Origin of the sequence: Allobosea sp. CS1GBMeth4, from assembly GCF_900185715.1 — a bacterium.
In the GTDB taxonomy this organism is placed as follows: Bacteria; Pseudomonadota; Alphaproteobacteria; order Rhizobiales; family Beijerinckiaceae; genus Allobosea.
This window is the reverse complement of record NZ_FYAS01000030.1, coordinates 107,799-133,475: the sequence shown is the minus strand read 5'-3', so window position 1 is coordinate 133,475 and position 25,677 is coordinate 107,799. Positions and strand designations below refer to the sequence as shown.

The following is a 25,677-nucleotide window of genomic DNA, read 5'->3' as shown; positions in this document are numbered from 1 at the left end:
TCTCACTCGCTCGCGACCGGGCCGGCCGCGTCGTTGCCCGCGACGGTGTAGAGCGCCGGCACCTCCCAGAACGGGCGCCATTGCGCATGCATGCCGAACCAGGTGTCCCAATGCTCGACCTGGCCGGGCGCCTCCGGCACATCGGCCGTCAGCGCCAGCGGCAGCGGCCTGACCGGGGCGCGATAGCCGGCGAGGGGGATCGCCGACAGAGGCTGCGCCGCGCCGAGCGCGAGCAGGGCGGCGACCTGCTCGCGGCAGCGCCGGCCCTGGCAGGGCCCCATGCCGGCACGGGTCAGACGCTTGACCTGGTCCGGATTGGGCGGGCCCTCGCCGAGCAGCGCCGCGAGCGAACGGTCGTTGCGGCGCTCGTCCCGCCAGTCGAGATAGCGCGGCGGGCGGATTTCGAGGATCTCGCGCGCCGTCACCTCCTCGCATTGGCAGACATGGCATTCGGCGCGGGCTTCGATCACGCTCGCCCGCACCCAGGCGAGACGATAGGCCGAGACGTCGTACTCCGGCGCCGGCGGCGCGGCGGCCATGTCCCCCGCCGCATCCAGGCCGAGCGCCGCGACGGCGCGGGCGGCCTCAGCCTCGGCGATGGCGCGGTCGCGGGTCTTGGCCGCCCAGAGGCCGGCACAATCGCCGACGGCATGAACGTTCGCGAGGCTGGTGCGCTGGCCCGCATCGAGCACGGGTGCGTAACCGCCGCGCTCGGGCTGGAACGCGACCTTGCCGCCGGCGGCATCGATGAGGTCGACGACCGGCGTCGTGCCGACGCCGAGCACGATGCCGTCGCAGGCGATGGCGCGTTCCGTGCCCGCCGGGCGGCCCTGCGCGTCCAGCATCGCGACCGCTGCCGCCTCGACGCGATCGCGGCCGAGCGCCTCGCGCACGACATGGCCGGCGAGGATCTCGGTGCCGTCGGCGCGGAGCTCGGCCAGCAGATCCGTATCGCCGACGGGCTCGGACGCCTGCTCGACGATGGCGGCGATCGTGACGCCGGCCTCGCGCAGGGCGAGCGCCGTCGTCAGCGCCTCCGTGGTCGAGCCGAGGATGACGAGCTTGCGCGGACCGATGGCGCCGTAGCGCGTCGCGAGGCCGAGCGCGGCGGTGGCGCCCATCACACCGGGCTTCTCCCAGCCGGGAAAGCCGAGACCCATGTCGCGGCGGCCGCAGGCGAGGATGACGTGGCGCGCCTGGACGAGGAGGCTGCGCTCCTCGTCGGCGAGGCCGGCGACGAGGCCGGGCAGCCAGCCCAGCGCCGGGCCGTTGGCATAGAGCGCCCAGCAGGCGGTGCCGAGGCGGACGTCGATGCCGGCTTCGAAGGCCTCGGCGATCCGCGGCTCGGAGGCCACGAAGGCCTCCATCATGGCGTTGCGGTTGCGGGCGCTGGCCGCCATGCCCTGGCCGTAATGCAGCGGCACCTCGTCGCCCATCGTCCTGAACGGGACCGGGTTCTCGTCGACCAGCAGCACGCCGAAGCCGTGCGCCGCCGCGCCGATCGCCGCAGCGAGGCCGGCCGGGCCCGCGCCGACGACGAGGACGTCGACGGTCTCGGCGATGGTGAGCGGCTTGCCGGTGACGGATCTTGGGTCTGGGGCCGGGTTGGTCATGGGCTGCGCTTTCGGATGGCGGGGCTCAGTCTCGGCACGGCAGGGCGGCGAGGCAGGCCGGTTTGCGACATTGTCTCGCCCGGGCGCGACATTCCCGCCTCGCGTCAGAGCACCTGCTCGAGGAAGGCGCGGGTGCGCGCCTCGCGCGGCGCCCCGAAGAACTCGGCCGGCGGGGGGGGCTCGACGATGAGCCCGCCATCGGTGAAGTAGACGTGATCGGCGACTTCGCGGGCGAAGCCCATCTCATGGGTGACGAGGATGCAGGTCATGCCCTCGGTAGCGAGATCGCGGATGGTGACGAGCACCTCCTTCTTGGTCTCGGGATCGAGCGCGGCGGTGACCTCGTCGAAGAGCATCACCTTCGGGTTCATGGCCAGCGAGCGGGCGATGGCGACGCGCTGCTGCTGCCCGCCGGAGAGCTCGCCCGGATAGGCGTCGTGCTTGTGCGACAGCCCGACCTTGGCGAGCAGGCGCACGGACCGCTCCTCGACCTCGGCGCGTTTCTGCTTGAGCACATGGATCGGCGCCATCATCACGTTCTGCAGCGCGGTCTTGTGCGGGAAGAGATTGTATTGCTGGAAGACGATCCCGACGTCGCGGCGCAATGCGAGCTTGTCGAGGCCGGGGTCGTTGACCTGCCGGCCGGCGACGGTGATCGAGCCCTTGCTGATCGGCACCAGCGCGTTGATGCAGCGCAGCAACGTCGACTTGCCGGAGCCGGACGGGCCGATGATGCAGACGGTCTCGCCGCGGCGGACGGTGAGGTTGACGTCCCTGAGCACGACGAAGGCGCCGAAGGCCTTCTCGACGCCCTCGACCACGACGACAGGCTCGCCGAGCCGATGTCTGGCGATGTCCTTGTCGGCCATGGTCATCCCTTCACGTGGAATCGGCGTTCGAGCGCCATGGTGAGGCGTGCGATCGGGTAGCAATAGGCGAAGAACATCAGCAGCAGCAGCAGGTACATCGGCAGCATCAGCTCGGGCCGGCTCTCGGCCACGAGGGCGGCCCGCGTCACCGTCAGCCCGTCCTGGATGCCGACGACCGAGATCAGCGTCGTCGCCATGGTCAGGATGGCGTAGAGGTTCATCCAGGGCGGCAGCATGCGCTTGACCGCCTGCGGCAGGATGATCATCCACATCGTCTGGCGGCGGCTGAAGGCGAGCGCCTCGGCCGATTCCCACTGGCCGGACGGGATCGAGCGGATGCCGCCGCGCACGATCTCCGAGACATTGGCCGCGACCGGCAGCGCCAGGCCGATGATCGCCTTGACCCAGGCCGGGAAGGCGATGGCGACCGGCCCGAGGCTGATCTCGAAGGGCAGAAGGAACATCGCGTAGAACAGCAGCACAAGCCAGGGCGCGTTGCGGAAGAACTGCGTCGCCGCCCAGGCCGGCTGGCGCAGCGCCGCCGAGGGCGAGACCTGGCCGATGCCGAATAGCACGCCCACGGCGGTGCCGAGCGCCATGGACAGCACGCTGATCAGCAGATTGAACAGGAAGCCCTGGAAGATCAGCGGCAGCCAGCGCAGCAGGATGGTGACGGCCCCGTCGCGCATGGCGGGGCCTGTCGCCTGTGCCACGGCCAGCGAGGCAGCGAAGACGATGGCGACGCCGGCGACGAGGCCGGCGCCGAGCAGGGCCGGCGCGGCGAGCCCGCTCGGCGCGATCGGCGGCGCGCGGAAGGGCTTGAGGACGGGAAGATCGGTGGCGGCGGTCCTCATGGCATGTAGCCCGGAATGCGCATGGCCCGCTCCCAGCGGTGCATCACCCAGACCAGCACCGCGACGAGCAGCACATAGGTGACGAGCAGCACGTTCATCATCTCGCGGACATTGAAGACCTCGGACCAGATCTGCGAGGCGGCGTAGAGCAATTCCGGTACGCCGATGGCGTAGGCGAGCGTCGTGGTCTTCACCAGGTTGACGAGATTGTTGTTGAGCGCCGGCAGGCAGATGCGGAAGGCGAGCGGCAGCACGATCTCGCGCCAGAGCTGGAAGCGGGTATAGCCGAGCGATTCAGCCGCCTCGACCATGGTCTCGGGCACCGCCTCGATCCCGGCCCGAAAGATCTCGACGTTGAAGGCACCGGCGAAGAGCGAGAAGGCGATGATCGCCCAGCCGGTGCCGCTGACCAGCGGAGCCTGGCCGCCGAAGCCGTCGGAGCCGGTCGGCAGCAGCCCGCCCACCGCGAAATAGAAGAAGGAGAGCTGCACCAGCGGCGGCGTGTTGCGGAAGAACTGGACGTAAGACCGGATCAGGAGCCGGCCGAGCCGGGAGCCGCCGCCGGCGATCCAGACGCCGAGCAGCCCGATCGCGAGCGAGGCGAGGATCGAGACGATGCAGATATACGTCGTCGTCCACAGCCCGGTCAGGAAGCGCGACCGGTCGAAGGCGTCGTAGAAGACCGAGAAGTTGAGGCCGTGAACCTCGTTCAGACGCTCGAAGAAGGCGGCGATCATGTCCGGCATTCCGGGGGCACTCGGTGCGTCATGGTCGGGCTTGACCCGACCATCTCGGAAACCAGAGAGCTCTGGTCATGAGATTCTCGGGGCGAGCCCGAGAATGACGCGCCCTCGCCTACGCGCCACCCTTCAGCTTCCTGTTGGTCTCGATCAGGTAGGGGCTCTGCTTGATGCCCCATTTGGTCTCGAGCGCGAGCAGCTTGCCGCTCTTGTGCCAGTCGGCCGACATCTCCTTCAGCAGCTTGCCGAAGGCGCCGTCGAGATCGTCGAGGCGGACGCCGATCGCCCAGAGCTGCGGGTCCTCGGAGGTGAGCGGCATCTCGTAATTCGCCCATTTCGGGTCGCCGCCGGACAGCGTCGAGACGATCAGCGTGTCGTCGAACAGGAAGGCGACGCAGTTGTTGCCCTGCAGCGCGTTCAACCCGTCCGGAACCGAGGGGAACACGACCAGCTCCGGCGCATAGACCTGCGAGACGCGGCGGTTGTAATAGGCGCCCTGCACGGCGCAGACCTTGCGACCCTTGAGGTCTTCCCACTTCTTCAGGCCAGCGCTCTTGGGCGCGAGCACATTGGTGGCGCCGGCATAGTAGTTCGGCTCGATCATGCCGATCTGCTTGCGGCGCTCGGCCGTGTCGCCGAGCGTCGCCAGGATCATGTCGATGCGGCCCTGGCGCAGGAACTCGATGCGATTGGCGGCGATCACCGGCACCATCTCGAGCTTGACGCCGATCTTGCTGGCGACCTCCTGGGCGAGATCGATCTCGAGACCGACGATCTTGCCCGACGGATCGAGGAAGCCCCAGGGCTTGTAGTCGTTCTTGACGCCGACGGTGAGGACGCCCTTCTCCTTGATCTTGGCGAGCGTGTCCTGGGCGAAGGCCGGCAGGGCGGCGAGCGTGGCGGCGAAGGCGAGCGTCAGAGCGGTCAGTCGTTTCATCGGCGGCGATCCCCTTTTATTTGAAGCCCTAGCTTCCGGTGGATCGCCGCGCAGATTTGACCATGTGCGACGCTTTCTTGTCTGTCAGCGTCGACCCGGCTGAAGCTGCTGCGGTCGCTCGGCCCGCGGCGGATGGCCGAAGCGCTCGCGATAGCTGCGCGAGAAATGACTGGCGCTGGCGAAGCCGCAGGCGAGCGCGGTCTCCAGGATCGACAGGCTGGTCTGGCGCAGGAGATCGCGGGCCCGGTCGAGGCGCAATGCGAGGTAGTGCTCGCCGAGCGAGCGGCCGAGATGCTGGCGGAAGAGGCGCTCGAGCTGGCGCAGGGAGACATTGGCGAGCCGGGCGAGCTCCTCGCGCGGCTCCGGGGTCTCGATGGTCTGCTCCATGCGCCCGATGACCCGCAGCAGCGGCGCGTGCGCGATGCCGAGCCGCTCGCGCAACGGCATGCGCTGCGGACCCGCGCCTTCGCGGACATGGGTCTGCAGGAACCACTCGCTGACCGCGAGCGCGAGCTCGCTGCCATGCTCGCGGGCGATGATGGCGTGCATCATGTCGAGCGGCGCGGTGCCGCCGCTGCAGGTCAGCCGGTCGCGGTCGATCTCGTAGAGCGAGCGGCGCAGGTCGAGGTCGGGATATTCCTCGAGGAAGGCCGGCGCATGCTCCCAATGGATGGTGAAGCGATAGCCGGTCAGCACATTGGCGCGGGCCAGCAGATAGGGGCCGCCCGAGACGCCGCCGATCCTGACGCCGCGCCGGGCGAGCTGGCGCAGCCAGGCGAAAGTCGGCTGATGCTGGAAGAGCGCCGGATTGCCGCCGGCGCAGACGAAGAGATAGTCGAGCCGCAATTCGGCCCCGACCGTCGCGTCGGGCGCGATCGCGACCCCGTTCGAGGCCGAGGCGGCGGCACCGTCGATCGCGATATGGCTCCAGCGATAGAGCGAACGGCCCGACAGCCGGTTGGCGGCGCGCAGCGGTTCGATCGCCGAGGCGTAAGGCAGCAGCGCGAAGTCGGGGATCAGCAGGAAGCCGACATGGGTCGGGGCCTCGCTGTCGCTAATGGACAATCGCATGTCGCTGCCGAGCATGTCGTGCAGCCTATGTCGGTCAATCTCCTGGTGACAAGACCGTCCGGACCCGCCGATGCGCTATTCCCTCTTCTCGCTGCTGTCGCAGACCCTTCGCGGCCACAAGGGCTGGACGCCGGCCTGGCGCGACCCTGCACCCCGGCCCGAATACGACGTCGTCATCATCGGCGGTGGCGGCCATGGCTTGGCGACGGCGCATTATCTCGCCAGCCGCCACGGGATCACCAACGTCGCCGTGCTGGAGAAGGGTTATCTCGGCTCCGGCAATGTCGGCCGCAACACCACGATCATCCGCTCGAACTACCTGCTGCCGGGCAATACCCCGTTCTACGAGCTCTCGATGAAGCTGTGGGAAGGGCTGGAGCAGGATCTGAACTACAACGCCATGGTCAGCCAGCGCGGCGTGGTCAACCTGTTCCATTCCGACGCGCAGCGCGACGCCTTCGCCCGCCGCGGCAACGCGATGCGGCTCGCCGGCGTCGATGCCGAGCTGCTCGACCGCGAGCAGGTGAGGGCGATGGCGCCCGTGCTCGATTTCGACAATGCCCGCTTCCCGATCCAGGGCGGGCTGCTGCAGCGCCGCGGCGGCACGGCAAGGCACGACGCCGTCGCCTGGGGCTATGCGCGCGCCGCCGACAGCCGCGGCGTCGACCTGATCCAGAACTGCGAGGTCACCGGCATCACCATAACGGGCGGGCGCGCCGTCGGCGTCGAGACCTCGCGCGGGCCGATCCGGGCGAAGAAGATCGCCACGGCGGTCGCCGGCAACTCCTCCCGCGTCGCGGCGATGGCGGGAATGCGCCTGCCGATCGAGACCCATGTGCTGCAGGCCTTCGTCTCGGAGGGGCTGAAGCCGCTGATCGACTGCGTCGTCACCTTCGGCGCCGGGCATTTCTACATCAGTCAGTCCGACAAGGGCGGCCTCGTCTTCGGCGGCGACATCGACGGCTACAATTCCTACGCCCAGCGCGGCAACCTGCCGATCATCGAGGACGTGATGGAGTCGGCGATGGCGCTGTGGCCGGGCCTCGGCCGGGTGCGCATGCTGCGCCATTGGGGCGGCGTGATGGACATGTCGATGGACGGCTCGCCGATCATCGATACGACGCCGGTCGAGGGGCTCTATCTCAATGCCGGCTGGTGCTATGGCGGCTTCAAGGCGACGCCGGCCTCGGGTTTCTGCTTCGCCCATCTGATCGCGACGGGACAGCCGCATCCCGTCGCGAGCGCCTATCGGCTCGACCGCTTCCCCGCCGGGCGGGTGATCGACGAAAAGGGCGCCGGCGCCCAGCCGAATTTGCATTGAGATGACAAGCTGCGCTTCCCCTTCCCGTCATGGTCGGGCTTGTCCCGACCATCCACCTCTTCGCTGGTCGAGCGTGGTGTTCAAGACGTGGATGCTCGCCACAAGGGCGAGCATGACGGTGGCGGCGCGTCGCATCCCGACGATCGTGGAAGCCTGACCATGCGCATCACCTGTCCCCATTGCGGCGCGCGCGACGCCCAGGAATTCAGCTATCTGGGCGCTGCCGATCCGAAGCGGCCGGACGGCATGGCGGCGAGCGCGGCCGCCATGGCCGAATATGTCTATCAGCGCGACAACCCCGCCGGCCGCCATCGCGAGCTCTGGTATCACGGCGCCGGCTGCCATGCCTGGCTGGTCGTGACCCGCGACACCCGCACCCATGCGATCGCGGCGGTCGAGGTCGCCAAGGCGCGCAAGGCGGGAGCGGCGGCAAAGGTCGGAGCAAAGGCATGAGCGCGCAACCTTTCCGCCTCGCCTCCGGCGGGCTGATCGATCGCGGCCATCAGCTGGAGTTCAGCTTCGACGGCACCTCCTATCGCGGCTATGCCGGCGACACGCTCGCCTCGGCGCTGCTCGCCAATGGCGTGCGCCTGGTCGGCCGCTCGTTCAAATATCACCGCCCGCGCGGCATCCTCTCGGCCGGGCCAGAGGAGCCGAACGCGCTGGTCGAGCTGCGCTCCGGTGCGCGCCGGGAGCCGAACAGCCGCGCGACGGTCGTCGAATTGTTCGCCGGTCTCGCCGCCTCGAGCCAGAACCGCTGGCCTTCGCTCGCCTTCGACCTGCTCTCGCTCAACGGGCTGGTCTCGCCGGCCCTCGTCGCCGGCTTCTACTACAAGACCTTCATGTGGCCGGCCTCCTTCTGGGAGAAGCTCTACGAGCCGCTGATCCGGCGCGCCGCCGGTCTCGGCCGCGCCGCCGGCGCGGAGGATCCGGACCATTACGAGAAGGCCTTCGCCTTCTGCGACGTGCTGGTGATCGGCGCCGGCCCCGCCGGTCTTTCCGCCGCGCTGGCGGCAGGGCGCAGCGGCGCCCGCGTCATCCTCTGCGACGAGGATTTCCGGCTGGGCGGGCGGCTGCTGGCGGAGCGGCGCGAGATCGGCGGCAGGCCGGGCTCCGAATGGCTCGCCGCGACGCTGGCCGAGCTCGCAAGCCTGCCGGAGGTGCGGATCATGCCGCGCACCACCGTGTTCGGCCTCTATGACCACGGCGTCTACGGCGCGGTCGAGCGCGTCGCCGACCACCTGCCGGAGCCGCCGGCGCATCAGCCGCGCCAGCGCGGCTGGCGCATCCATGCCAGGCGGGCGATCCTTGCCGCCGGGGCGCTGGAGCGGCCGATCGTCTTTGCGGGCAATGACCTGCCGGGCGTCATGCTGGCCGGGGCGGTGCGATCCTATGTCAACCGCCATGGCGTCTTGCCCGGCCGCGAGAGCGTGCTCTTCACCGCCGGCGACGACGGCTGGAGGACGGCGCGCGACATCGCCGCCGCCGGCGGCAGGGTGGCCGCGATCGTCGATTCCCGTCCGGATGACCCGGCACGCAAGGCGCTGGCCGACAAGATTGGCGCGCGGCTCTTCGCCGGGGGCGCCGTGCTGCGCGCGCGCGGCGGGCGGCAGCTTCGCGCTGTGACGATCCGCGATGCATCCGGAGCCGTGACCGAGCTTGCCTGCGACCTGCTCGCCGTCTCGAACGGCTGGAATCCGACGCTGCATCTGACATCGCATCAGAACGGCAAGCCGGCCTGGAACGAGGAGCTGCACTGCTTCGTGCCGGCTGCCCTCCCGGCAGGGCTTGCGGTCGCGGGCAGCGCCGCCGGGCGCTTCACCCTGGCGCAGGCGCTGGAGGACGGTGCCAGGCTCGGGCGCGAGGCAACGGCCGAGGCGGGCCTTGCCGCCAAGCCGGCAGAGCCCACCCTGACGACCGATCCGGAGACCAACGGGCTTTCGCCGGTCTGGCGGGTGAGCGGCGGCAAGGGCAAAGCCTTCGTCGACTATCAGAACGACGTCACCGACAAGGACGTCGAGCTCGCCGCCCGCGAGGGCTTCCGGCCGGTGGAGCATCTCAAGCGCTACACCACGCTCGGCATGGCGACCGACCAGGGCAAGACCTCGAATCTGGCTGGCCTCGCCATCATGGCCGAGCAGACGGGCAGGACGATCCCGCAGACCGGCACGACCACGTTCCGGCCACCCTACACGCCGGTCGCGATCGGGGCGCTCGCCGGCCATCATCGCGGCAAGGATTTCAGGCCGGTCCGGCTCGCCCCGACGCATGAGTGGTCGAAGGAGCAGGGCGCCGTCTTCGTCGAGGCCGGGCCATGGCTGCGGGCGCAGTATTATCCGAAGCCCGGCGAGACCGACTGGCTGACGACGGTCAACCGGGAAGTCCGCGCGGTCCGCAGCAGCGTCGGCCTGTGCGACGTCTCGACGCTCGGCAAGATCGACATCCAGGGCGCCGACGCCGCCGAGTTCCTGGAGCGGGTCTACAGCAATGGCTGGAAGGCGCTCCCGGTCGGCAAGGCGCGCTACGGGCTGATGCTGCGCGAGGACGGTTTCGTGATGGATGACGGCACCACCTCCCGCCTCGGCGAGCAGCATTTCCTGATGACCACCACCACCGCCAATGCCGGCAAGGTGATGCAGCATCTCGAATTCTGCCATCAGGTGCTCTGGCCGGAGCTCGACCTGCGCATGGTCTCGGTCTCCGAACAATGGGCGCAGGCCGCGATCGCCGGGCCGAAGGCGCGCGAGACCCTGCGGGGCGTCGTCGATCCCGAGCACGATTTGTCGGACGCGGCCTTCCCCTATCTGGCGGCGCGCGCCGTCACGGTCGGCGGCGGCATCCCGGCGCGGCTGTTCCGCATCTCCTTCTCGGGCGAACTGGCCTATGAGCTGGCCGTGCCGGCCGACCATGGCGACGCGATGATGCGGGGGCTGATGCAAGCGGGGGCGGCCTTCGGCATCACGCCCTACGGCACCGAGGCGCTCGGCGTGCTGCGCATCGAGAAAGGCCATGTCGCCGGCAACGAGCTCAACGGCCAGACCACGGCGCGCGATCTCGGCCTCGGCCGGATGATGTCGTCGAAGAAGGATTTCATCGGCCGGCTGATGGCGGGCCGCGCGGCCCTGCTCGATCAGGACCGGCCTGCCCTGGTCGGCTTCAAGCCGGCCGAGCCCGGCCAGCGCCTGCGCGCCGGCGCGCATTTCATCGGCATCGGCCGATCGGCGGAGATGGCGAATGACGAGGGCTACATGACCTCGGTCGCCTACTCCCCGCACCTCAACCACTGGATCGGCCTCGGCCTGATCAGGGGCGGCGCTGCCCGCATCGGCGAGCGCGTGCGCGCCTACGACCCGGTCCGGAACGGCGACGTCGTCGTCGAGATCTGCTCGCCCGTCTTCGTCGATCCCGAAGGAGCCCGCCTCCATGGCTGAGACAGCGACCTCGCCGACCGCGATCGCCTGGGTGCCGCGCGGCGCCTGGAGCGGCAGCACACGGGCCGGATCCTTCGGAGCGGAAGGGGTATCCGGCATCATCGCGACGCTGCTCGGCGGCTTCGGCCTGGCGACGCTGATCGCCGGCACAGGCGGCGCGAGCAGCCTGTCGCAGGCGGTCGAACGCCGGCTCGGCATCGTCCTGCCGGCGACGCCGAGGATCGTCCGGGGGCAGACGCATGACGCGATCTGGTCGGGGCCGGAGCAATGGCTGCTGCGCGCGGCCTCGCGCGACGGCTGGTCCGCGCTCCTCGGCGAGCTCGCGGCCCATGCCGCCGTCAGCGAGCAGAGCGACGCCCGCGCGGCGCTGCGCCTGTCGGGGTCGCAGGTCCGCAAGGTGCTGGCCAAGGGCGTGATGCTCGATCTTCACCCCGCCGCCTTCGCGGTCGGCGATGCGGCCCTGACGAGCATCGCCCATGTCGGCGTGCAGCTCTGGCGGCTCCCCGACGGGCCGGATGGGCCGGTGTTCGAGATCCTGGTGGCGCGCAGCATGGCGGGCAGCTTCTGGTCCTGGTTCTCGGCCTCGGCGGCGGAGTTCGGCTGCACCGTCACGGCCGGCTGAGCCGGCGCGGCGCCGGGATCGCGCCCAGCAGGCGGGCAGCTAGCCGCCGAAGCGGCCGGCCAGCGCCTTGGCCAGCTTCTCGCCCTCCTGGGCGAGGCGGGCCGAGGCCTCCTGGCTGCCCTCGCTGCAGGTGCGGTGCGTCGCAGAATAGGCGCGGAAACCGCGATTGTAGGCATTCGCCAGCCGCTCGCGCCGCAGCGGCGTGCCCCCTTCCGAATCGAGCAGCGCGGCCATGCGCTCGCGCCAGTCGTTCGCCTCGCGAGCCTCGCAGAGCGTGCGCAGATAGGAGAGCGAGCCGATGATCTCGGCGAGCTGGAGCAGTTGCGGCTCATAGGGCGGCGGCGGCGCCTCGGGTTCCGGCGGAGCCGGCTCGGCGGGCTTCTGCTGCGCGGGCGGCGGCGGAACCTGGCGCCGCGCCTGGGCCAGCGGCGCCTCCGGGCTCGCCGCCAGCGCGGCGAGGATCAGGCCTGCGAGCGCGCGCTTCGTCATGCACCAGCGTCGCGCGCGAAAATGGCGGCTGCACGGCGCAGCACGTCGCCGAGCTCACGCGTCGTCGGCAGGCCCGCGAGCCTCAGCGGGTCGGCCCACATCACCGCCCCGGCTTCCGGCCCCGCCCGCGGCTCGCCGGAGAGCCAGGCGCCGACGAAGGAGGCGATGACGAAATGATGGGTCACCGCGCCCCCGGGGTCGCGGCCGACGATCTCGACATGGCGGTTGAAGCCGAGGATGCGGGCGCTGACGCCGACCTCCTCGCCGAGCTCGCGCAGCGCCGCGTCCTCGAGGCTCTCGCCGGCCTCGACCTTGCCGCCGGGCAGCGACCAGAGCTGGTCGGCCGGCGGCTTCGTCCGCGTCGCCAGCAGCACCTTGCCGTCGCGGAAGACGGCGATCGAGGCGGCGAGCACCGGGCGCGCCGCCCGCGACGGACCGGGGAAGCGGATGACCTGGCTGGCGTCGCTGCCGGCTGCGCTCACACGTGCTGCCCGCCATTGATGTGGAGCTCGGCGCCGGTGACGTAGCTCGAGGCGTCGGTGCAGAGGAAGTAGATCGCCTTGGCGACCTCCTCGGTGCGGCCGAGGCGCTGCAGCGGCAGCCTCTCGACGATCTTGTCGGTGCCGGGGGAGAGGATCGCGGTATCGATCTCGCCCGGCGAGATCGCGTTGACCCGGATGCCGAGCGGGCCGAAATCGGCGGCCATCTCGCGGGTCAGGCTGGCGAGCGCCGCCTTCGAGGTCGCATAGGCGGCGCCGGCGAACGGATGGACGCGGGAGCCGGCGATCGAGGTGACGTTGACGATCGTGCCCTTCGCCACCTTGAGCTCGTCGAGCAGGCCGCGCGCCAGCATGATCGGCGCGAAGAAATTGACCTGGAAGACCTGGTGCCAGTCGTTGAAGGAGGTGGTCGCGGCGCCGAGCCTGGCGCCGCCCGGCCCCTTGGGCGAGATGCCGGCATTGTTGACGAGGGCGTTGAGCTTGCCGCCCTCGGCGGCGAGGCGCTTCTTGATCTCGGCGATGCCGCGCATCGTGTCCTCGGGATCGCCGAGATCGATCTGGACGTGGTCGTCCGCGCCCGACGGCCAGGGGCACTTTTCGGAGAAGGCCTGGCGCGAGCAGGACAGGATGCGCCAGCCGGCCATGGCGAACTGCTTCACCGTGGCGTGGCCGATGCCGCGGCTGGCGCCGGTCAGCAGCATCACCGGGCGCTTGCCCGGCTCCGTCTTCGGAATGTCGAATTTGGGCATGGCCATGCGGGCTGATCCTCAGGGGTAGAGTCGGGTCTTCGCCCAGGCCTCGCCGGGAGTGGCGCGGCGGAAGACGACGCGGTCGTGCAGGCGGAAGGCGCCGTCGCGCCAGAACTCGATATAGACCGGCGCGATGCGGAAGCCGGTCCAGTGCGGCGGGCGCGGGATCTCGCCGACGCCGAATTTCAGCGCGTACCCCGCCACCGCCTTTTCGAGCGCGAACCTGCTCTCCAGGGCGCGCGACTGCTGCGAGGCCCAGGCGCCGATCCGGCTGTCGCGCGGGCGCGACTGGAAATAGGCGTCGGCCTCGGCATCGCTGACGAGGCTGACGGGCCCGCGGACACGGACCTGCCGGCGCAGGCTCTTCCAGTGGAACAGCGCCGCCGCCCTGGGCTGGCCGGTGAGCTCCTCGCCCTTCTGGCTCTGGGTGTTGGTGTAGAAGACGAAGCCGTCCGGGCCATGGTCCTTCAGCAGCACCATGCGGACATTGGGCAGGCCGTCGGCGTCGACCGTCGAGAGGGCCATGCCGTTCGGGTCGTTCGGCTCCGAGGCCCGGGCCTCCTCGAGCCAGCCGGCGAACAGCGCGAAGGGGTCTTCGGCCTGGGTGAAGTCACCGCTCATTAACGGATTCACTGCTTAATCCTCGCAAGTTCAGGAAGCGTCGGGCGAGCGCGATCCGCAATGCGGTTTGAGTCGGCAGTCATATATAAGCCCCGCGTGCAGCGGAGCCAGAGGCCGCGTGAGCGCAGTCCCCTTGCGCGCGGGGCATCGCTTCTCGGCATGCTGCTGCTCGCGACGGCCGTGGCGGGCTGCTCGATCTCCGTTCCGATGATCGGCCTCGCCGGCAAGGGCGAGGACGAGGCCGCGATGACCACGGCCTCGGTGCTGCCCGCCCGGGGCAGCGACGGCAGCAGCCCGCTGGTCGCGCTCGCGCCCGATCTCGGGCCGGAGGACTGGCGGCGGGCGGAAGGCGCGCTGGCGCTGGCGCTCGATCCGCAGGGCAATGGCGCACCGGTGTCCTGGGACAATGCCCAGAGCGGCATGAAGGGCACCTTCACCCCGGTCGGCGGCCCGTTTCTGAAAGCGGACGAGATCTGCCGCGCCTTCCTCGCCTCGATGAGCCTGCAGCGCGGGCCGGTGAAAGTGCAGGGCACGGCCTGCCGCCCGTCCGGCGGCGAGTGGGTCGTCAAGGACGCCAGGCCATGGAAGGCGGCGGCCTGAGCCCTCTGTTGCAACTGCGCCACAGTCTTCCCATCTAGGAGGCGGTTCCGGTACGTCGGAGACGAAGCCTTCCGGGGGTGTTGCGAATGCGTGATCCATATCAGATTCTGGGCGTGTCGAAATCGGCCGACGAGGCCGAGATCAAGAAGGCCTATCGCCGCCGCGCCAAGGACCTGCATCCCGACCGCAACCAGAAGGATCCGAAGGCGCAGGAGCGCTTCTCCGAGCTGAATACGGCCTATGAGATCCTCGGCGACGCGGACAAGCGCAAGCAGTTCGACCGTGGCGAGATCGACGCCGAAGGCAAGCCGCGCTTCACCGGCTTCGAGGGCATGGGGGCTGGACGCGGCGGCGCGCGCCAGGGCGGCTTCGACTTCCATTTCGACGGCGGGGGGGCACCTTTCGGCCGGGGCGGCGAGGCCGGTTTCGACCCGGCCGACATCTTCGGCTCGCTCTTCGGCGATGCGGCCCGGCGCGGCGGCCGGGGCCGGACGAGCCAGCCGCAGAAGCCGCCGGAGCAGAGCTTCACTCTGGAGGTCGCCCTGGCGGAGGCGGTCAATGGCGGCACCCGCCGGGTGAAGCTGCCGGGCGGGCGCGAGGTCGAGGTGACGATCCCCGAAGGCGTCGCCGACGGCAAGGTCATGCGCCTGCGCGGCCTCGGCCAGACGCATCCGCTGACCGGCGAGGCCGGCGACGTGCTGATGACGATCAAGGTCCGGCCCGATCCGCGCTTCAGCGTCGACGGCCTCGACCTGCGCACGCGCGTCGCGGTCCCGCTGGCGACGGCGGTGCTGGGCGGGCCGATCCATGTGCCGACGCTCGGTGGCGCCGTCGAGATGAAGGTGCCGCCGATGACCGGCACGGCGCGCCAGTTCCGCCTGCGCGGCAAGGGGCTGCCCGGCGAGAAGAAGGGCGTGCATGGCGATCTCTTCGTCTCGATCGACATCGAGATGCCGACGGAGGATGCCGAGCTCACCGCGTTGATGAAGGCGCGCGCGAGCTAGAGCGCGCTGCGAAAAAGTGGCAACGGTTTTCGCATCGAGCATGCTCTAAGCTCTTGGAATCGATCACGTTGTCTGCATTTGGACGATTCCGTCCAAATGCAGACAACGTGATTCAGCGCGCCTCCGTTCGATCCGACGCGATCGGCGGAGGACATTCGCGCGACATGCCGGGGGTCCGGCAGGCTCCGGACAGGATTTCGGCAGAGGACGCTTCCACCGCTTCGCCACCTCAGTTATGAGACCGTCCGGTTCTTTCGCCGGTTCGTTCAGTTCGAAGGTCTCAGATGCCTGAATCCAGCAGCGCCGCCCCGACCGCCAATCTGCTCCGGGGCAAGCGCGGTCTCGTCATGGGCGTCGCCAACAACCGCTCGATCGCCTGGGGCATCGCCAAGGCGGCCGCGGACGCCGGCGCCGAGCTCGCTTTCACCTATCAGGGCGATGCGCTGAAGAAGCGGGTCGAACCGCTGGCCAGGGAACTCGGCGGGCATGTCGTCGGCCATTGCGACGTCACCGATCCGGCGACGATCGACGCGGTCTTCGCCGAGGTCGAACGGCTCTGGGGCAAGCTCGACTTCGTCGTCCACTGCATCGCCTTCTCCGACAAGGACGAGCTGACCGGACGCTATGTCGACACGACCGAGGCGAACTTCTCCAAGTCGCTGCTGATCTCCTGCTATTCCTTCACGGCGATCACCCAGCGCGCCGAGAAGCTGATGCCGGACGGGGGCTCGCTGCTGACCTTGACCTATTACGGCGCCGAGAAGTGGATGCCGCACTACAACGTCATGGGTGTGGCCAAGGCGGCTCTGGAGTCGAGCGTGCAGTATCTCGCCGCGGATCTCGGCCCCTCGAAGATCCGGGTCAACGCGATCTCCGCCGGCCCGATCAAGACGCTGGCGGCCTCGGGCATCGGCGATTTCCGCTATATCCTGCGCTGGAACGAGTACAACTCGCCGCTGCGCCGCACCGTCACCATCGAGGAGGTCGGCGAGACGGCGGTGTTCCTGGTCTCCGACATGTCGCGCGGCATCACCGGCGAGGTGATGCATGTCGATGCCGGCTACCACGTCGTCGGCATGAAGGTTCCGACCGCGCCGGACATCTCGCTCGACAAGGGCGAGTGAGAGCTCAGCCTCTCTGGTCTGCCTGCTGGTCCTTCAGCCGCGCCGAATCGTCGGCATCGCGGCTGACATCCTGGCTTGCGATCGCCGCTCGGAGCGTCGCGACGCTGCGGCCTCCGATCATGATTTCCGGCGCGATCTCCGCCAGCGGCGCCAGCACGAAGGCGCGCTCGGCGATGCGCGGATGCGGGACCTGCAGGCCGGGCCGGTCGATCGCCTCATCGCCATAGGTCAGGATGTCGATGTCGAGCGTGCGCGGCCCCCAGCGCTCGCGCCGCTCACGGCCGCTCTCGCGCTCGATCGCGAGGCAGAGCGCGAGCAGGTCCTCGGCGGACAGCGAGGTTTCGACCAGCACCGCCATGTTGCGGAATTCGGGCTGGTCGAGCTTGCCCCAGGGCGCGGTGCGCCAGACCGAGGAGACGGCTTTCAGCTCGATGCCGGCATGGGCGCGCAGCCGCGCCAGCGCCGCCGCGAAGGCCGCGACCGGATCGCCGAGATTGCCGCCCAGGCCGAGCGCGGCCTCGACCGTCATCGGCTGAAGTCCAGCTTGATGCCGACCGATTCCATGCGGCCCGGAATCGGCGGAGCCGGCTTGCGCAGCGTGACCGCGACGCGGCTCACGGCCGGATATTCAGCGAGGATCGCCTCGGCGAGCGCGCGGGCGGCGGCCTCCAGCAGCTTGAAGCGCCTGGCCGAGAAGGTGCGCGTCACCAGCGCGACGACCTCGCCGTAATCGACCGTGTCGGACAGGTCGTCGCTGAGCGAGGAGGCGCGCAGGTCGCAGTCGAGCACGAGGTCCATCGAGAAGCGCTGGCCGAGCCGGCCCTCCTCGGCGAAATGGCCGTGATAGGCGTAGAGGTCGAGCGCCTCGATGAAGATCTGTCCGGTCGCGCTCATCGCGCCTCTCCGATCGCCGCCCAGACCTTGAGCGCGTCGACATGTTCGTCGACGTCGTGGGCGCGGATGATGGCGGCGCCGCACATCACGCCATAGAGATGCGCGGCGATGCTGGCGGCGACGCGCTGCGCGGGAACCGCCTTGCCGGTGACGTGGCCGAGCACCGATTTGCGCGAGGCGCCGAGCAGGATGGGGCAGCCGAGCTCGGCGAGGCGGCCGAGCTGCTTCATCAGCCGCAGCGACTGCTCGGCGGTCTTGCCGAAACGGCCGATGCCGGGATCGACGACGATCTGGCCGCGCGGCACGCCGGCTTCGATCGCGATCGCGATCGAGCGCTCGAGGAAGCGCATGACCTCGGCGAGGATGTCGAGCGCCGGATCGACCTCCTCGCGATTGTGCATCAGGATGATCGGCGCGCCATGGCGCGCGGCGACGGCGGCGATGGCGGGCTCGCGCTGCGCGCCCCAGACGTCGTTGACGATCGAGGCGCCGGCCGCGAGCGCCGCCTCGGCGACTTCGGCCTTGTAGGTGTCGATCGAGATCGGCACGTCGCTCCCGGCGGCGATGCCGGCGATCACCGGCATCACCCGGGCGAGCTCGGCCGCGGCATCGAGGCGGGTATGGTCGGGCCGGGTCGACTCGCCGCCGACGTCGACGATGTCGGCGCCCTGCCGCGCCAGCGTCAGCCCGTGCGCGACGGCGAGCGCCGGGTCGGCGAAGAGGCCGCCGTCGGAAAAGGAATCCGGGGTGACGTTGACCACGCCCATCAGCAGGGGTCTGGCGCCGAGGTCGAGCCTGCGGCCATCCGGCAATGTCAGCGTGGCGTTCATGTGGTCGACACGTCGAGGAGAGATGCCCGCCTCTTACACAGGCCCATGGGGGACGGCCACCACAAAGCTCACGAGGCAGTGAGGACGCCTGCGCGGCGCTTTCGCCGCTTTGACGTGGCGGTGCTCAACGTGCATGAGGCAGGGTATGACTGCCTTGACGATTCCAGGTCGCCTTTTCCTCGTCCGCCACGGCGAGACCGACTGGAATCGGGAAGGCCGGCTGCAGGGCGGGCAGGACATCCCGCTGAACGCGCTCGGCCGCATGCAGGCCGAGGAGGCGGCGCGACGGCTGAAGAAGCTGACGCCGGACTACGCCGCGGTCGACTATGTCTGCTCGCCGATGCTGCGCGCCCGCGACACGATGACGATCATGCGTCGGGAGCTCGGCCTGGAGCCCGAGCGCTTCCGCATCGACGAGCGGCTGCGCGAACTGACCTTCGGTGCCTGGGAGGGCTTCACCTGGCGCGAGATCCGCAGCCGCGAGCGCGAGCTCGCCCAGGCCCGGGAGCGCGACAAATGGGGCTTCGTGCCGCCCGGCGGCGAGAGCTATCGCATGCTGGCGGAGCGGATCAGGCCGGCGATCGAAAGCCTGGCGCCGGATACGGTGATGGTCAGCCATGGTGGCGTGGCGCGGGCGGTGCTGGCGCTGATCGGCGCGGTCGGCACCGCGGACGCCGCCCGTATCGAGATCTGGCAGGGCAAGATCCTGGTGGTCGAGGGCGCCAGGGCAACATGGATGTGACGGGGCGAGCCGGGCCGGGCTTAACCGCATCCGGTCTTCACGCTTGCCGTTCAGCCCTGGTTCAGTCACATCTGCGCAGGTAGGGCCGGCAGGCCAGCTCCCGCATGTCAGCGGGTGCCCGGTTCGAGGATCCAGGGGACGCGCCGCGGGGGGCGGACGTTCGGCATGAGGCGCGGTCCGGCGGATTCCGGCCCGCGGCGGGGCAGGATGAACGATATCACCACGGTTTCGGCGGGCACCGCCGACTCGGCCGCGACCGCGCTCGCGATGTTGGCGGGCGAGAAGCGGCCGGACTTGCTGCGCGACGAGGTGCTCGCCGAGATCTTCGCGGCGAGCGTCTCCGCGCGTCCCGACCATGTCGCGATGATCTCGGGCGAGCTGCGGCTGAGCTATGCGCAGGTCTGGCAGCAGGCGCAGGCGCAGGCGCGCGGGCTCGTGCTGGCCGGCGTCGGCCCGGGCGACATGGTCGGCCTGTGGATGCCGCGCGGCATCGAGCTGCTCGTGGCGCAGATCGCGATCACGCTGTCGGGGGCGGCCTGGCTGCCTTTCGATGCCGAGGCGCCGGTCGAGCGCATCGCCGTCTGCCTCGAGGACGCCAGCGCCAAGGGGCTGGTGACGCAGACCGACTGGAAGACGCGCGCGGCGGCGACCGGTCGCACGGTCTGGTGCCCGCAACAGCTGGCGCAGGCGAGCGACGGGCAGGCGCTGCCGGCGCGGGCGCCGGGGCTCACGCCCGATCACCCGGCCTATCTGATCTACACCTCGGGCTCGACCGGCACGCCGAAGGCGATCGTCATCAGCCATCGCAACATCTGCCATTTCCTGCGCTCCGGAAACGCGATCTACGGCATGGGTCCGCAGGACGTGGTCTTCCAGGGTGCCTCGGTCGCCTTCGACCTGTCGATGGAGGAGATCTGGACGCCTTATCTCGTCGGCGCGACCCTGTTCGTCGCGACGCCGCAGATGATGGGCGACGCCGAGATGCTGCCGGCCATCCTGGCCGAGGCCGGTGTCACCGTGATCGATACCGTGCCGACCCTGCTCGGCATCCTGCCCGCCGACGTGCCCTCGCTGAAGCTGATCCTGCTCGGCGGCGAGGCGCTGCCGCCCTCGATCGTGCAGAAATGGTCGAGACCGGGCCGGCGCATCTTCAACACCTACGGGCCGACGGAGGCGACGGTGGTGGCGACCGCCGCTCCGGTCGAGCCCGGCCAGACCGTGACGATCGGCCGGCCGATTCCGAACTACACCGCCTATATCGTCGACGAGGAGATGAAGCTGGCCGGCATCGGCCAGCAGGGCGAATTGCTGATCGGCGGCCCCGGCGTGGCGAAGGGCTACCATCTGCGGCCGGAGCTGACCGCCGAGAAGTTCATCGCCAACCCGTTCGGCACCAGCGGCGACGATCCGATCCTCTACCGTTCCGGCGACGCGGTCAGCCTGGACGAGAACGGCAATATCGTCTTCCACGGGCGCATCGACGACCAGGTCAAGATCCGCGGCTTCCGGGTCGAGCTCGGCGAGATCGAGACGGCGCTCACCGACGAGGCCGGCGTCGGCCAGGCGGCGGTGGTCCTGCGCACCGATGACGGCATCGAGCGGCTCGTCGCCTTCCTGGTCGGCGAGCCGGGGGTCCAGATGGAAGGCGCCGTGCTGCGCGCCTCGCTGCGCGAGAGGCTGCCGCCCTACATGATCCCTGCGCATTTCGAGCCGATCGGCTCGCTGCCGCGCATGGTCTCCGGCAAGGTCGACCGCAAGATGCTGAAGGCGGCGCCGCTGACCGCCCCGGCTGCGAGCGGCCAGCAGGAGCCGCCGCGCAACGAGACCGAGGCGGCCCTGCTCGACGCGGCCAAGCGCGTGCTCGGCGCGCAGGCGCTGCCGCTGGAGGCCGATTTCTTCGTCGACCTCGGCGGCCATTCGCTGCTGGCGGCGCGCTTCATCTCGATCGTGCGCGAGACGCCGGCCCATGCCGGGATCACGCTGCAGGACGTCTATGGCGCGCGCACCCTGCGGGCGATGGCGGCGCTGCTCGACGCGCGCGGCGCGCGGGCCGAAGAGGACCTCTCCTTCACGCCGCCGCCGCTGCTGCGCCGCTTCCTGTGCGGGCTGGCGCAGGCGGTCGCGCTGCCGGTCATCATCAGCCTGTCGACGGCGCAATGGCTCGGCATCTTCGTCAGCTACATGCTGCTCTCCGGCGAGGAATTGTCGGCGATGGCGCAGGTCTTCGCGCTGCTCGGCATCTATGTCGCGATCACGATCGCCACCGGCTTCATCTCGATCGGCCTGAAATGGCTGGTGCTCGGCCGGACGAAGCCCGGCACCTATCCGCTCTGGGGCGTCTACTATTTCCGCTGGTGGTTCGCATCACGGGTCGCCGGGCTCGTGCACATCAAATGGCTGCAGGGCACGCCGGTGATGCGCTTCTACTGGCGCCTGCTCGGCGCCAGAGTCGGGCGCGACGTCATCATTTCCGATTACGAGGCCGGCGCCGTCGACCTCATCGAGATCGGCGACGGCACCACGCTCGGCTCGAAGACGACCTTCGCCAATGCCGAGGCGATCGGGGCCGATTTCGTCATCGGCCGCATCACGCTCGGCAAGGACGTCTATGCAGGCTCGTCCGTGGTGTTCGGCCATGGCTGCGAGGTCGGCGACCATGCCGAGATCTGCGACCTGACCGCGATCGCGCCGGGCGCCAGGATCGGCGAGGCCGAGATCTGGGACGGCTCGCCGGCGCGCAGGACCGGCCAGGTCGATCTCGCGGCGCTGCCCGAGCAGGCGCAGGCGAGCAGCCGCAGGCGGGCGGCGATGACGCTGTTCTACGTCGTCATGCTGATCGCCCTGCCGCCGATCAGCCTGCTGCCGATCTTCCCGGCCTTCTGGCTGTTCGACAGGATCGACAACTGGGTCGCGACCTGGTCGGACGTCAGCTATCTCTGGTACCTGCCATTGCTGACCTGGCCGACGGCGATCGGCCTGATCGCGATCACCGTGTTCCTGATCGCGGCCCTGCGCTGGGCGATCCTGCCGCGCGTCTCCTCGGGCTCCTATTCGATCCATTCGAGCTTCTATGCCCGCAAATGGACGGTGGCGCTGGCGACGGAGGTGACGCTGGAGACGCTGTCCTCGCTGTTCGCCACGATCTACATGCGCTTCTGGTACCGGATGATGGGCGCCAGGATCGGGCAGGGCGCCGAGATCTCGACCAATCTGTCCGGCCGCTACGACATCACCGGCATCGGCGCCGGCAACTTCATCGCCGACGAGGTGATCTTCGGCGACGAGGACATGCGGCGCGGCTATATGCGCCTCGACATGACCCTTACCGGCGAACAGGTCTTCGTCGGCAACGACGCGGTGGTGCCGCCCGGCACCGTGATTCCCGACCGGGTGCTGATCGGCATCAAGTCGAAGCCGCCGGCGAACGCGCTGATGAGCGCCGGCGACACCTGGTTCGGCTCGCCGCCGATCAGGCTGCCGACGCGGCAGAAGGTCGATCTCGGCGTCGACTGGACCTACAAGCCCTCGCTCGGCAAGCAGCTGGGGCGCGCTGCCTTCGAGGCGCTGCACACCTCCTTCCCGGCGATGCTGTTCATCACCTTCGGCACGCTCGCCGTCGACCTCGTGCTCCAGCAGAAGATCTTCGATCGCGACTGGGCTGGCCTCGCGCTCGCCTTCATGGGCTGCGCCGTGGTCATCGCCGTCGTGCAGACGCTGATCTGCGCGCTGATGAAATGGCTGCTGATGGGCGTCTACAGGCCGGTGATGAAGCCGATGTGGTCGTTCTGGGCGATGCGCACCGAGGCGGTCGCGGTGCTCTACTGGGGGCTCGGCGGCAAGGTGCTGCTCGACTATCTGCGCGGCACGCCGTTCCTGCCCTGGTTCCTGCGCCTGTTCGGGGCGCAATACGGGCAGGGCGTGTGGCTGGACTCGACCGACATCACCGAGTTCGACTGCATCAAGGTCGGCGATTTCTGCACCGTCAACGCCCATTCGGCGCTGCAGACCCATCTCTACGAGGACCGGGTGATGAAGGTCGGCAAGGTCACGCTCGGCAAGGGCGTCTGCGTCGGCGCCGGCGCGACCGTGCTCTACGACACCCATGTCGGCGACTACGCCCAGATCGGCCTGCTGACCGTGATCATGAAGGGCGAGAGCCTGCCGGCGAACACGCGCTGGGAGGGCGCGCCTGCGGTGCCGGCGGCAGCCTCGCAGCATTGAGCTCGATGCACTTGCGCCGCAACTCACGATTGCATTAGGTGTCCCGGCCCATTCCGGGCTGGGGGATACCATGACGATCAGGATTTGCGCCGGGCTCGGCGTTGCGGCGATCGTGTTGGCTGGCTGCAACGCTGCCCATACGACAACGACGAAGGTGAATACCCCTGTCGTTGCCTATGCGTTTACGATGTACACGGACGGATCGTGCTGGGCGTGGGAACCGCCCGAGGTTTCGATCGAGACAGCGCCGGCACATGGGCGGGTGACCCATACGCTGGTCAAGCACCCGCTCAAGCTGCCCGGCGACAGATGCGACGGCAAAGTCGTCGACTATCGCGTGTCGATCTACACGCCCAGTTCCGGCTTTCGCGGCCAAGATCGGCTGACTTTGAAGTATGACGGCATCCGCAACGATGGCGGCGGGCGCTTTGTCACGAGCAAGGACATCGTCATCGACGTGAAGTGAACGGCGCTCCAGGCGCGGCCAGCCCTATTGCCCAGAGTCCGGGGCCACAATAAATAACCACTCTGGTCATATCGGAGGCGGCGATGCGTGAGATCCAGCTCAAGGATGCGAAGGCGACCTTGTCCGCGGTGGTCGACCAGGCCGTTCGCGGGAAGCCGTCGATCATCACACGGCATGGCCGCAAGGACGCGGTGGTCATGTCGTTCGCGGAGTATGAGCGGCTCGCGCGCTCGCCGAGCTTCGGGCATCTGCTGGCGGCGTTTCCGGGGGAGGCGGAGGACATCCCTGCCCGAAGCGGAGAGCTCCGTTCGCCTGCCGATCTCTGATGTTCCTGGTCGACACCAATGTGATCTCGGCGCTCGCCCCCTCGAAGCGGATGGAGACGACGGAGCTGGCCGTCTGGCTCGATCGGGCGAGCGCGCAGCTCTTTCTCTCGGTTGTCACGGCGGCCGAGGTGCAGGCCGGCATCGCGAAGGCGGAGCGGGAAGGTGCAGGCGCCAAGGCACGCGCGCTCGCCGCGTGGTGGCAGGCGGTCGAGCACTTCTATGGCGAGAAGGTGCTCCCGTTCGACCTGCGCTGCGCGCAGTTTGCCGGGGACCTGATCGACCGGGCACGGGCTCATCGGCCGGGCTTCGAGGATATCGCCATCGCCGCGACGGCCAAGGCGCACGGCTTGACCGTGCTGACCAGAAACCTGAGGCATTTCGCACCCTTGGGTGTTTCCGCATTCGATCCGTTTCAGGGGCTGCCGCCGCTGCCGGAAACCGGATAAGAAGCGAGCGCTCCAGTCTCGCCAGGCACTCATGTCCCACAACAGTTTCGGCCATCTCTTCCGCGTCACCACCTTCGGCGAGAGCCATGGGCCTGCTATCGGCTGCGTCGTCGACGGCTGCCCGCCGCTGATCCCGCTGAGCGAGGCCGAGATCCAGCGCGAGCTCGACCGGCGGCGGCCCGGCCAGTCGCGCTACACGACGCAGCGCCAGGAGCCGGACCAGGTCCGGATCGTCTCCGGCGTCTTCGCCCGGGAGGCCGATGGCGAGCAGGTCACGACGGGAACCTCGATCGGGCTGATGATCGACAATGTCGACCAGCGCTCGAAGGACTATTCCGAGATCAAGGACAAGTACCGTCCCGGCCATGCCGATTTCACCTATGACGTGAAATACGGCATTCGCGACTATCGCGGCGGCGGGCGCTCGTCGGCGCGCGAGACGGCGATGCGGGTCGCGGCCGGGGCGATCGCCCGCAAGGTCGTGCCGGGCCTGGTCGTGCGCGGCGCCCTCGTCCAGATGGGGCCGCACAGGATCGATCGCGGCAATTGGGATTGGGACGAGGTCGGCCGCAATCCCTTCTTCTGCCCGGACGCGAAGGCGGCCGAGCGCTTCGCCGATTATCTCGACGGCATCCGCAAGGCCGGGTCCTCGATCGGGGCGGTGCTGGAGATCGTCGCGGAAGGCGTGCCGGCGGGGCTGGGCGCGCCGATCTACGGCAAGCTCGACGCCGAGATCGCGGCGGCGCTGATGAGCATCAACGCGGTCAAGGGGGTCGAGATCGGTGACGGCTTCGGCGCGGCCGAGCTTTCCGGCGAGGAGAACGCCGACGAGATGCGCGCCGGCAATGACGGCCGGCCGCTGTTCCTGTCGAACCATGCCGGCGGCATCCTCGGCGGCATCGCGACCGGTCAGCCGATCGTGGCGCGCTTCGCGGTGAAGCCGACCTCGTCGATCCTGTCGCCCCGCGCCACCGTGACCCGCACCGGCGGCGAGGCCGAGATGTTCACGAAGGGGCGGCACGACCCCTGCGTCGGCATCCGCGCCGTGCCGGTGGGCGAGGCCATGGTCGCCTGCGTGCTCGCCGACCAGTTCCTGCGCCACCGTGCCCAGGTCGGCGTGATCGAGCCGCGCTGGCCGTTCGGGGGGTGACCAGAGGCGTCATTCTCGGGCGAAGCGAAACGCAGACCCGAGAATCTCCTGACGAGA

The 25,677-nt window shown here is 69.5% G+C and carries 26 protein-coding genes; 13 read left to right on the top strand and 13 right to left on the bottom strand.

Annotation, left to right across the window (positions count from 1 at the left end; genetic code table 11):
• Window positions 1–2: 2 nt before the first annotated feature.
• From CS1GBM4_RS17950 to CS1GBM4_RS17925, 6 genes are all read right to left on the bottom strand, one after another.
• The gene (locus tag CS1GBM4_RS17950; protein ID WP_186420099.1) at window positions 3–1,613 is read right to left on the bottom strand and encodes an NAD(P)/FAD-dependent oxidoreductase; all 1,611 of its coding nucleotides are present in this window, start codon (window positions 1,611–1,613) and stop codon (window positions 3–5) included.
• 104 nt (window positions 1,614–1,717) lie between these two features.
• The gene (locus CS1GBM4_RS17945; protein ID WP_186420098.1) at window positions 1,718–2,488 is read right to left on the bottom strand and encodes an amino acid ABC transporter ATP-binding protein; all 771 of its coding nucleotides are present in this window, start codon (window positions 2,486–2,488) and stop codon (window positions 1,718–1,720) included.
• On the bottom strand, window positions 2,485–3,336 hold the full coding sequence (locus CS1GBM4_RS17940; RefSeq protein ID WP_186420097.1) for an amino acid ABC transporter permease: 852 nt from the start codon (window positions 3,334–3,336) through the stop codon (window positions 2,485–2,487). Before CS1GBM4_RS17940 ends, CS1GBM4_RS17945 begins: the two co-directional genes overlap by 4 nt.
• Window positions 3,333–4,073 (bottom strand): amino acid ABC transporter permease, encoded by a 741-nt coding sequence (locus CS1GBM4_RS17935; protein ID WP_244607291.1) that lies wholly within the window; start codon window positions 4,071–4,073, stop codon window positions 3,333–3,335. The genes CS1GBM4_RS17940 and CS1GBM4_RS17935 overlap by 4 nt, the downstream gene beginning before the upstream one ends.
• A 118-nt stretch (window positions 4,074–4,191) precedes the next feature.
• Window positions 4,192–5,013: a transporter substrate-binding domain-containing protein gene (locus tag CS1GBM4_RS17930; RefSeq protein WP_186420095.1), complete on the bottom strand. Its 822-nt coding sequence runs from the start codon at window positions 5,011–5,013 to the stop codon at window positions 4,192–4,194.
• 84 nt (window positions 5,014–5,097) lie between these two features.
• On the bottom strand, window positions 5,098–6,084 hold the full coding sequence (locus CS1GBM4_RS17925; protein ID WP_186420094.1) for a GlxA family transcriptional regulator: 987 nt from the start codon (window positions 6,082–6,084) through the stop codon (window positions 5,098–5,100).
• Window positions 6,085–6,154: 70 nt separating this feature from the next.
• Here CS1GBM4_RS17925 and CS1GBM4_RS17920 point away from each other — a divergent pair, with 70 nt between their 5' ends.
• From CS1GBM4_RS17920 to CS1GBM4_RS17905, 4 genes are all read left to right on the top strand, one after another.
• On the top strand, window positions 6,155–7,405 hold the full coding sequence (locus CS1GBM4_RS17920) for a sarcosine oxidase subunit beta family protein (protein WP_186420093.1): 1,251 nt from the start codon (window positions 6,155–6,157) through the stop codon (window positions 7,403–7,405).
• A gap of 159 nt (window positions 7,406–7,564) precedes the next feature.
• The gene (locus CS1GBM4_RS17915) at window positions 7,565–7,858 is read left to right on the top strand and encodes a sarcosine oxidase subunit delta (protein WP_186420255.1); all 294 of its coding nucleotides are present in this window, start codon (window positions 7,565–7,567) and stop codon (window positions 7,856–7,858) included.
• Window positions 7,855–10,836, top strand: a complete 2,982-nt coding sequence (locus CS1GBM4_RS17910) for a sarcosine oxidase subunit alpha family protein (RefSeq protein WP_186420092.1) — start codon at window positions 7,855–7,857, stop codon at window positions 10,834–10,836. Before CS1GBM4_RS17915 ends, CS1GBM4_RS17910 begins: the two co-directional genes overlap by 4 nt.
• Entirely contained in the window at window positions 10,829–11,458 is a 630-nt protein-coding gene (locus tag CS1GBM4_RS17905; protein ID WP_186420091.1) for a sarcosine oxidase subunit gamma family protein, read from the top strand. Before CS1GBM4_RS17910 ends, CS1GBM4_RS17905 begins: the two co-directional genes overlap by 8 nt.
• Window positions 11,459–11,497: 39 nt before the next feature.
• Here the strand turns inward: CS1GBM4_RS17905 and CS1GBM4_RS17900 are convergent, their stop codons facing one another.
• The 4 genes from CS1GBM4_RS17900 to pdxH are packed head-to-tail and all read right to left on the bottom strand — an operon-like array spanning window position 11,498 to window position 13,817.
• Window positions 11,498–11,947: a TIGR02301 family protein gene (locus CS1GBM4_RS17900; protein WP_186420090.1), complete on the bottom strand. Its 450-nt coding sequence runs from the start codon at window positions 11,945–11,947 to the stop codon at window positions 11,498–11,500.
• Window positions 11,944–12,429, bottom strand: coding sequence for an NUDIX hydrolase (locus tag CS1GBM4_RS17895; protein WP_244607290.1), 486 nt, complete (start codon window positions 12,427–12,429; stop codon window positions 11,944–11,946). The genes CS1GBM4_RS17900 and CS1GBM4_RS17895 overlap by 4 nt, the downstream gene beginning before the upstream one ends.
• Window positions 12,426–13,202 (bottom strand): SDR family oxidoreductase, encoded by a 777-nt coding sequence (locus CS1GBM4_RS17890; RefSeq protein ID WP_244607289.1) that lies wholly within the window; start codon window positions 13,200–13,202, stop codon window positions 12,426–12,428. The genes CS1GBM4_RS17895 and CS1GBM4_RS17890 overlap by 4 nt, the downstream gene beginning before the upstream one ends.
• 12 nt (window positions 13,203–13,214) lie before the next feature.
• The gene (pdxH, locus tag CS1GBM4_RS17885; RefSeq protein ID WP_186420089.1) at window positions 13,215–13,817 is read right to left on the bottom strand and encodes a pyridoxamine 5'-phosphate oxidase; all 603 of its coding nucleotides are present in this window, start codon (window positions 13,815–13,817) and stop codon (window positions 13,215–13,217) included.
• Between the two features lie 159 nt (window positions 13,818–13,976).
• Between pdxH and CS1GBM4_RS17880 the strand changes: the two genes are divergently transcribed.
• From CS1GBM4_RS17880 to fabI, 3 genes are all read left to right on the top strand, one after another.
• Entirely contained in the window at window positions 13,977–14,417 is a 441-nt protein-coding gene (locus tag CS1GBM4_RS17880; protein WP_186420088.1) for an RT0821/Lpp0805 family surface protein, read from the top strand.
• A gap of 86 nt (window positions 14,418–14,503) precedes the next feature.
• On the top strand, window positions 14,504–15,421 hold the full coding sequence (locus CS1GBM4_RS17875) for a J domain-containing protein (RefSeq protein ID WP_186420087.1): 918 nt from the start codon (window positions 14,504–14,506) through the stop codon (window positions 15,419–15,421).
• Between the two features lie 284 nt (window positions 15,422–15,705).
• Window positions 15,706–16,545, top strand: coding sequence for an enoyl-ACP reductase FabI (fabI, locus tag CS1GBM4_RS17870; RefSeq protein ID WP_186420086.1), 840 nt, complete (start codon window positions 15,706–15,708; stop codon window positions 16,543–16,545).
• Between the two features lie 4 nt (window positions 16,546–16,549).
• Here fabI and folK read toward each other — a convergent pair whose 3' ends face one another.
• From folK to folP, 3 genes are read right to left on the bottom strand one after another with little or no spacing between them, the layout of a single operon-like run.
• Complete coding sequence (folK, locus tag CS1GBM4_RS17865; RefSeq protein WP_186420085.1) at window positions 16,550–17,074, bottom strand: 2-amino-4-hydroxy-6-hydroxymethyldihydropteridine diphosphokinase; 525 nt, start codon at window positions 17,072–17,074, stop codon at window positions 16,550–16,552.
• Complete coding sequence (folB, locus tag CS1GBM4_RS17860; protein ID WP_186420084.1) at window positions 17,071–17,439, bottom strand: dihydroneopterin aldolase; 369 nt, start codon at window positions 17,437–17,439, stop codon at window positions 17,071–17,073. Before folB ends, folK begins: the two co-directional genes overlap by 4 nt.
• Entirely contained in the window at window positions 17,436–18,269 is an 834-nt protein-coding gene (gene folP / locus CS1GBM4_RS17855) for a dihydropteroate synthase (RefSeq protein ID WP_186420083.1), read from the bottom strand. Before folP ends, folB begins: the two co-directional genes overlap by 4 nt.
• A gap of 145 nt (window positions 18,270–18,414) precedes the next feature.
• On the opposite strand from folP, the gene CS1GBM4_RS17850 reads away from it, so the two are divergent.
• The 6 genes from CS1GBM4_RS17850 (at window position 18,415) to aroC (ending at window position 25,620) form a co-directional block, all read left to right on the top strand.
• Complete coding sequence (locus CS1GBM4_RS17850) at window positions 18,415–19,011, top strand: histidine phosphatase family protein (protein ID WP_186420082.1); 597 nt, start codon at window positions 18,415–18,417, stop codon at window positions 19,009–19,011.
• Between the two features lie 207 nt (window positions 19,012–19,218).
• Window positions 19,219–23,232 carry a Pls/PosA family non-ribosomal peptide synthetase gene (locus CS1GBM4_RS17845; RefSeq protein ID WP_186420081.1) on the top strand — a complete coding sequence of 1,338 codons (4,014 nt, stop codon included), beginning with the start codon at window positions 19,219–19,221 and terminating at the stop codon, window positions 23,230–23,232.
• 70 nt (window positions 23,233–23,302) lie between these two features.
• Window positions 23,303–23,698 (top strand): hypothetical protein, encoded by a 396-nt coding sequence (locus tag CS1GBM4_RS17840; protein WP_186420080.1) that lies wholly within the window; start codon window positions 23,303–23,305, stop codon window positions 23,696–23,698.
• 83 nt (window positions 23,699–23,781) lie between these two features.
• Window positions 23,782–24,024 (top strand): type II toxin-antitoxin system Phd/YefM family antitoxin, encoded by a 243-nt coding sequence (locus tag CS1GBM4_RS17835; protein WP_186420079.1) that lies wholly within the window; start codon window positions 23,782–23,784, stop codon window positions 24,022–24,024.
• The gene (locus tag CS1GBM4_RS17830) at window positions 24,024–24,470 is read left to right on the top strand and encodes a type II toxin-antitoxin system VapC family toxin (protein WP_186420078.1); all 447 of its coding nucleotides are present in this window, start codon (window positions 24,024–24,026) and stop codon (window positions 24,468–24,470) included. The genes CS1GBM4_RS17835 and CS1GBM4_RS17830 overlap by 1 nt, the downstream gene beginning before the upstream one ends.
• Before the next feature lie 31 nt (window positions 24,471–24,501).
• Window positions 24,502–25,620, top strand: a complete 1,119-nt coding sequence (aroC, locus tag CS1GBM4_RS17825; RefSeq protein ID WP_186420077.1) for a chorismate synthase — start codon at window positions 24,502–24,504, stop codon at window positions 25,618–25,620.
• Window positions 25,621–25,677 lie beyond the last annotated feature (57 nt).

Excerpts from the sequence above, each read along its gene's own strand:
- CS1GBM4_RS17945 (WP_186420098.1), bottom strand. The coding sequence starts at position 2,488 with ATGACCATGGCCGACAAGGACATCGCCAGACATCGGCTCGGCGAGCCT.
- folK (WP_186420085.1), bottom strand. The coding sequence starts at position 17,074 with ATGACGGTCGAGGCCGCGCTCGGCCTGGGCGGCAATCTCGGCGATCCG.
- CS1GBM4_RS17905 (WP_186420091.1), top strand. The coding sequence starts at position 10,829 with ATGGCTGAGACAGCGACCTCGCCGACCGCGATCGCCTGGGTGCCGCGC.
- folB (WP_186420084.1), bottom strand. The coding sequence starts at position 17,439 with ATGAGCGCGACCGGACAGATCTTCATCGAGGCGCTCGACCTCTACGCC.
- CS1GBM4_RS17835 (WP_186420079.1), top strand. The coding sequence starts at position 23,782 with ATGCGTGAGATCCAGCTCAAGGATGCGAAGGCGACCTTGTCCGCGGTG.
- CS1GBM4_RS17845 (WP_186420081.1), top strand. The coding sequence starts at position 19,219 with ATGAACGATATCACCACGGTTTCGGCGGGCACCGCCGACTCGGCCGCG.
- CS1GBM4_RS17920 (WP_186420093.1), top strand. The coding sequence starts at position 6,155 with ATGCGCTATTCCCTCTTCTCGCTGCTGTCGCAGACCCTTCGCGGCCAC.
- CS1GBM4_RS17880 (WP_186420088.1), top strand. The coding sequence starts at position 13,977 with ATGCTGCTGCTCGCGACGGCCGTGGCGGGCTGCTCGATCTCCGTTCCG.
- CS1GBM4_RS17935 (WP_244607291.1), bottom strand. The coding sequence starts at position 4,073 with ATGATCGCCGCCTTCTTCGAGCGTCTGAACGAGGTTCACGGCCTCAAC.
- folP (WP_186420083.1), bottom strand. The coding sequence starts at position 18,269 with ATGAACGCCACGCTGACATTGCCGGATGGCCGCAGGCTCGACCTCGGC.
- CS1GBM4_RS17900 (WP_186420090.1), bottom strand. The coding sequence starts at position 11,947 with ATGACGAAGCGCGCGCTCGCAGGCCTGATCCTCGCCGCGCTGGCGGCG.
- CS1GBM4_RS17950 (WP_186420099.1), bottom strand. The coding sequence starts at position 1,613 with ATGACCAACCCGGCCCCAGACCCAAGATCCGTCACCGGCAAGCCGCTC.
- CS1GBM4_RS17890 (WP_244607289.1), bottom strand. The coding sequence starts at position 13,202 with ATGGCCATGCCCAAATTCGACATTCCGAAGACGGAGCCGGGCAAGCGC.
- CS1GBM4_RS17930 (WP_186420095.1), bottom strand. The coding sequence starts at position 5,013 with ATGAAACGACTGACCGCTCTGACGCTCGCCTTCGCCGCCACGCTCGCC.
- CS1GBM4_RS17910 (WP_186420092.1), top strand. The coding sequence starts at position 7,855 with ATGAGCGCGCAACCTTTCCGCCTCGCCTCCGGCGGGCTGATCGATCGC.
- CS1GBM4_RS17940 (WP_186420097.1), bottom strand. The coding sequence starts at position 3,336 with ATGAGGACCGCCGCCACCGATCTTCCCGTCCTCAAGCCCTTCCGCGCG.
- CS1GBM4_RS17840 (WP_186420080.1), top strand. The coding sequence starts at position 23,303 with ATGACGATCAGGATTTGCGCCGGGCTCGGCGTTGCGGCGATCGTGTTG.
- CS1GBM4_RS17915 (WP_186420255.1), top strand. The coding sequence starts at position 7,565 with ATGCGCATCACCTGTCCCCATTGCGGCGCGCGCGACGCCCAGGAATTC.
- CS1GBM4_RS17925 (WP_186420094.1), bottom strand. The coding sequence starts at position 6,084 with ATGCGATTGTCCATTAGCGACAGCGAGGCCCCGACCCATGTCGGCTTC.
- CS1GBM4_RS17830 (WP_186420078.1), top strand. The coding sequence starts at position 24,024 with ATGTTCCTGGTCGACACCAATGTGATCTCGGCGCTCGCCCCCTCGAAG.
- fabI (WP_186420086.1), top strand. The coding sequence starts at position 15,706 with ATGCCTGAATCCAGCAGCGCCGCCCCGACCGCCAATCTGCTCCGGGGC.
- pdxH (WP_186420089.1), bottom strand. The coding sequence starts at position 13,817 with ATGAGCGGTGACTTCACCCAGGCCGAAGACCCCTTCGCGCTGTTCGCC.
- aroC (WP_186420077.1), top strand. The coding sequence starts at position 24,502 with ATGTCCCACAACAGTTTCGGCCATCTCTTCCGCGTCACCACCTTCGGC.
- CS1GBM4_RS17875 (WP_186420087.1), top strand. The coding sequence starts at position 14,504 with ATGCGTGATCCATATCAGATTCTGGGCGTGTCGAAATCGGCCGACGAG.
- CS1GBM4_RS17850 (WP_186420082.1), top strand. The coding sequence starts at position 18,415 with ATGACTGCCTTGACGATTCCAGGTCGCCTTTTCCTCGTCCGCCACGGC.